The sequence below is a fragment of the Roseovarius amoyensis genome (assembly GCF_003260265.1).
Classification (GTDB): domain Bacteria; phylum Pseudomonadota; class Alphaproteobacteria; order Rhodobacterales; family Rhodobacteraceae; genus Roseovarius; species Roseovarius amoyensis.
On record NZ_QITQ01000068.1, the window covers coordinates 1 to 2,619 of the forward strand.

The 2,619-nt window shown below is 64.3% G+C and carries 4 protein-coding genes; 3 read left to right on the forward strand and 1 reads right to left on the reverse strand.

Annotated features, from left to right (window positions below; translation table 11 throughout):
• The 3 genes from DL899_RS19115 to DL899_RS19120 form a co-directional block, all read left to right on the forward strand.
• A partial coding sequence (locus DL899_RS19115) for an ABC transporter substrate-binding protein (protein ID WP_111735899.1) occupies nt 1–852 on the forward strand: 852 nt, incomplete at its 5' end.
• Nucleotides 849–995: a DUF2793 domain-containing protein gene (locus DL899_RS20035; protein WP_239494777.1), complete on the forward strand. Its 147-nt coding sequence runs from the start codon at nt 849–851 to the stop codon at nt 993–995. The genes DL899_RS19115 and DL899_RS20035, both read left to right, overlap by 4 nt.
• A gap of 96 nt (nt 996–1,091) precedes the next feature.
• Nucleotides 1,092–1,886, forward strand: coding sequence for a hypothetical protein (locus DL899_RS19120; RefSeq protein WP_239494778.1), 795 nt, complete (start codon nt 1,092–1,094; stop codon nt 1,884–1,886).
• A 92-nt stretch (nt 1,887–1,978) separates the two neighbouring features.
• Here DL899_RS19120 and DL899_RS19125 read toward each other — a convergent pair.
• Nucleotides 1,979–2,619, reverse strand: a 641-nt coding sequence (locus tag DL899_RS19125) for a DegT/DnrJ/EryC1/StrS family aminotransferase (RefSeq protein ID WP_204355375.1), incomplete at its 5' end; no start/stop codon positions are given.

A 2,619-nucleotide genomic window follows, 5' to 3' on the forward strand; every position in this document is an offset into this window, starting at 1 on the left:
CGCGGCCTGTACGACGAGGCCAGGCTGGACGTGGAAATCCTGCCCTATTCCGATACAAGTTCCACCGCGTTGCTGGCGGCTGGGATCGCGGATTTCGCCTACATGACCTCGCTTGGCTTCATGAGCGCGCGCGCCTCGGGTATCGAAATCGTCGCGCTCTGGGCGACGATGCAGCACGAGGCGGGGCGGCTGGTCTACAACAGCGCCAACACGGAGATATCCCGCCCCGCCGATCTGTCGGGCAAGACCTATGCGGGCTTCGGCAGCGACTGGGAGGATGCGCTGATCTCGACCATGATCCGCAATGACGGCGGTGATCCGGTCTATGACACGGTGACGCTCGGCACCGGCGCCTACGAGGCGCTGGCCACCGGCCGGGTCGACTTCACCCTCGAAGTCGCGACCTGGGAAGGCGTGAACAGCGAGCTTCTGGGGCGCGAGCAATCCTCCTTCACCTATGCCGATTATGGCATTCCCGACCAGCAGACCGGCTATATCGGCACTCGCGCCGAGATCCTGCATGACGACCCCGAGGTGGTGGTGGCCTTCATGACGGCGACCCAGGCAGGTTACGAATGGGCCGCCGACCATCCCGACGCGGCGGCCGAGATGCTGATCGCCGCCGGTGACTTCCCGAACGCGGCGCTGGTGCACGGTTCGATGGACGTGATCGTGCAGGGCAAATACCTCCGCGACGGCGATACCCCGGTCGGCCGGATCGACGCCGGCCGCTTCGCACAGATGGCGCGGTTTCTCCATGAGAGCGGCGTACTCAAGGACACGAGTGGCGCGCCCCTCGAGTGGCCGGGCAACGTTTCGGACTGGTATGACCAAAGCTGGATGTCCCGGTGACCCTGAACGCGGTCCTCTTCGGTCATGGCAGTCAAGAGGCGGCCTGGCGCGCGCCACCGCCCGACCCGAATGATGGCGACCGTTTCCTTGTAGCTTCCAGCGCGACAGGGAATTGGACGGGCTGGGACAACAGCATCGCATAGTGGGTCGATGGTGCCTGGCTTCAACTCCGACCTCGGGCCGGCTGGCGGGCGTGGGTTGAGGAGTTAGACGGATCAGCAAACTCTCCGGGGGAGAGTTTGCCCGGAGAACGACTGCTGCTGGTCTACGACGGGTTCGGCTGGGTCGGAACCACCCCGGCGGCGTTGCAGAACCTCGCGCTGCTCGAGCTCGGCACCACGGCCGACGCCTCGAACCCGTTCGTGGCCAAGCTGAACGCCGCGCTGTGGACGGCGAAGACCGTCGCCAAGGGTGGCACCGGCGATTTCTTCTTGCAGCTAAACAAGGAGGCCGCGGGCGACGATCTCGGGCACACGCTGCAAACCGGTTTCGTGACCAAGGCGCTGGTCAGCCTCTTCGGCTCGGACCGCTTCCGGCTCGCGGTCTCCGCCGACGGCAGCACCTTCTTCGACGGGCTGAGCGTCGACAACGCCAATGGCATCGTCGACCAGCCCCGGTTGCCGCGGTTCAAGGCGTACACGAACTACGACAAACATGTTGGCGTCGGGACCTGGACGAAGATCGGCCTCAACAACACCGACTACAACGATCAGGGCGCGTTCTACGCCGCCAACAACCATTTTGTGGCGCCAGTCGACGGCACCTACCTCTTCGGCGCGACTCTCATGTACAAGGTCAATGCCAGCTCCTCCGCGCGCATGCGCGGGCGCCTCGTGCTGAACGGCACCACCGAAATCCGCGGCCCCCTCGGAGAAATCTCGGCCACCCACGTTTCGCTCGCCACCGCCATCTGGCTGCAGACCATGGTGCCACTGACGGCCGGTGATACCGTCGAACTGCAGGGGTATTTCCGGGCGCAGGATGGGCACTTCGCGGCCGATCACACGTCCTTCTGGGGCGCGAAGGTGGGGTGAGCGGTGGGATGTCCGGATAAGGCTGCACCCGCATCTGACGCGAAACACTGCGCACTGTCGGCGATATGGCGCCGCCGCAAAGTCGGCAGACCTCAGCCCGGCTGGTCGAGCAGCGCAAGGATATGGCCGGTCACCTCGTCTTGCTGAGCGTCGCTCATGTCGGAGCCCGAAGGCAGGCAGAGCCCGGTCTCAAACAGCGTCTCGTCGACGCCGGAGCCATGATAGGGCGTGCCTGTATAGAGCGGCTGCAGGTGCATCGGCTTCCACAGCGGGCGCGACTCGATCCCATGCTCGAGCAGCATCAGGCGGATGTCTTCGCGCGACACGCCGGTTTCGGCCGGATCAATGGTCAGGGCCGTGAGCCAGCGGGTCGAGTGAAGTCCCTCTGGTTCGGGCATGAAGGCGATACCGGGGCGAGAGAGCGCCGACACGTAGCGGGCAAAGATTTCGCGCCGGCGCGCAACCCGAGAATCGAGTACCTGCATCTGGCCCAGACCGATGGCGGCGCAGATGTTGGAAAGCCGATAATTGTAGCCATAGGTCGAATGCTCGTAATGCGGCGCCGGGTCGCGGGCCTGTGTGGCGAGAAAACGCGCCTCATCGGCCTGTCTGACGTCAGCACCTGTGGGACAGATTTGAGGATTTGAACACCGGAGGGGTTCTGGTTCATCGTAGCCTTTAAGGAGCGAAGATGAACAAGAAACCCGGAACATCAAAGGACAGCGCCGACAAG